We start from the raw sequence: 1823 nt of genomic DNA on the forward strand, positions 1-1823 counted from the left end.
AGGATGATTTTGATTGTTGTTCCATATGTTGACTAATTTTAAATGATTTTTTAGTCAACCTATTTCAGGACGATGCCGTTTTCATATTGTGGGTAACGGTCTCGGCTATGAGTAGTTGCGTGGTTTAACACTTAACTCTGCAAGTACACACCAAGTTGGAAATTCCGCAGGAATTTCCAAAGTAGGCGAGAACAAGCAATTACTTATAGCCATTGTTGCCAGTAGTTTTTTATTCAGTTATTATTTGTTCATTTATTTTTTTCGCAATTGATGAGTCAACGATTACTTTACTTTTTACTTTTACTTCACGATATGAAATCAATTCATATCCATCTTTTCGGTTATAAGATTCATATTCCTCGATTTTCTCAACAATTCCATTTTTACTATAATAAAATTTAGTTTTTTCTTCCAATCCATCTTTGGTTAAGTATAATTCTTCGATTTCAATCAAACGTCCAAGGTTGTCATAAGTTCTAATCTCTTTTGTAGAGTAATCTTTTCCGTCATTGTAATATGTTTGGAACACGCCAATTCTTTGATTGTCTGAATAAGAGTAATTTGTTTCCCAATTCAGTTTTCCATTATAAATCTGCTGTAATTTTAAAAGATTTCCCTTTTCATTGTATTCTCTTTTGTAATAATAAGTTGAATCAAAGAACTCACCTTGATATTCGCCATTTTCGTTATACCAATAGTCGGTTTGAGTGTAAATCGTGTCCGATTCAATTTCATACATTTTTTCCGAAATAACCTTTGATTTCGTGCTATCTAAATCATACTTTTTGTAAAACTGATATGATAGATTTTTATCATAGTCTGTTTCCCAAATGTCAACTTTAGTTTTCAAGCCATTTGAATCGTAACTATAAATATTAATTTGGTTTAAAAGTCTTAAGTCAGTATTGTGATGTTTTCCAAAACTTATTGATTTAAGCAAAATTCCATTTGAATCGAAATACATTTTTGAAAATGGTCGATTTTTTCGGTTCGTTTTCTTTTTGGTCAATTCGTAATCTGAATTTCTTTTGAAGTTATGTCCAATTAATTCAACCTCAATTTCTCCAACTTTTTCAGTCGGTTTTTGTCCGAATAAATTCAGAGTAAATAAGATTGTTAATATGAAAATCGGGTGTTTCATCAAATTACTGGCAACGGTCTCGGCTATGATTTCGTTGCGGAAAAATCCGCAGGATTCTTTCCGCCGTAGCCGAAAGATAGTAAATTGCAATGAAATTCCGATAGGAATTTCAGCCGCAATGAATTATAGCCATTGTTGGCTACAGTATTTTTATTTAGTATACTTTTTGTCAATCAGATAATTTTTTAAATCAGACATATAAGATTCAAAGTCAAATTTTTTGAGTTTTGATAATCGAGTTAGGCTATCAGATTCAGTCAGTATTTCATTACACACTTTTTCAATTAGCTCATCCTTTTTTAAATTCGAAACTTGGCTAAACTCAATTTTACAATCAATTTCCACGCAATTATTTGACTTTATTTCAATTCCGTCCACATATGAAGTTCTTTCACCTGGTAGATATCTAGGTCTTTTCTTTTTGAAAAACTGGTCAAATTCAGGTTTCACAGTTATTAGTCCGAAATAGAGTTGGTTTAGGTCTTCACCATAATTCCGATTTTCAAAAAACGTTTTTAACTCAACAGATAAGTCATTAATCCAATTATTTTGTTCTTGAGTTAAGTTAGTATATTGTGCTATTCCGAAAGTCAATTTGCGCTCTGTTTGTCTTGTCCTGAAATAGGTTGACCATTTTTGGATGTATTTTAAATGGTTAAAAATTCCAGCTTGTTATTATTTT

At 30.9% G+C, this 1823-nt stretch carries 2 protein-coding genes; both read right to left on the reverse strand.

Annotated features, from left to right (window positions below):
• Window positions 1-229: 229 nt before the first annotated feature.
• Window positions 230-1141: a hypothetical protein gene (locus QGM60_RS18075; RefSeq protein WP_281141642.1), complete on the reverse strand. Its 912-nt coding sequence runs from the start codon at window positions 1139-1141 to the stop codon at window positions 230-232.
• 150 nt (window positions 1142-1291) lie between these two features.
• On the reverse strand, window positions 1292-1735 hold the full coding sequence (locus tag QGM60_RS18080; RefSeq protein ID WP_281141643.1) for a hypothetical protein: 444 nt from the start codon (window positions 1733-1735) through the stop codon (window positions 1292-1294).
• Window positions 1736-1823: the final 88 nt, after the last annotated feature.

It is taken from the genome of Winogradskyella sp. SYSU M77433 (genome assembly GCF_029911945.1).
Lineage (GTDB): Bacteria > Bacteroidota > Bacteroidia > Flavobacteriales > Flavobacteriaceae > Winogradskyella.